Here is a 296-nt window from a genome sequence, read left to right on the forward strand (position 1 = left end):
ATCTCTTTACCCATATCGGGGAGGGCAATACCTTTGCGGCCCTGATTGGCGGGGCCAATGTGCTGACCAAGGTCGGTCATGACCAGACCGCTGCCTTAATGATAGGGAAAGTCAACATCTATTCCCATGTGGGTAATGGCGCCAGTATTGGTTTGTTTGCCGGTGAACTGAACGTGATGACCCATGTCGGTAATGGCACAACGCTGGCGGCCATGTTTGGTAAAGCCAATATGATGACTCATGTGGGGGATGGCTTAACAGGCGTGTTAGCACTGGGTGAAGCCAATATCGTTACC

The 296-nt window shown here is 51.7% G+C and carries 1 protein-coding gene; it reads left to right on the plus strand.

Translation table 11 applies throughout. The annotated features are described in order from the left end of the window. A partial coding sequence (locus SLS51_RS24945) for a hypothetical protein (protein ID WP_323840888.1) occupies positions 1-296 on the plus strand: 296 nt, incomplete at both ends.

Origin of the sequence: Photorhabdus africana (genome assembly GCF_035181445.1) — a bacterium.
In the GTDB taxonomy this organism is placed as follows: Bacteria; Pseudomonadota; Gammaproteobacteria; order Enterobacterales; family Enterobacteriaceae; genus Photorhabdus; species Photorhabdus laumondii.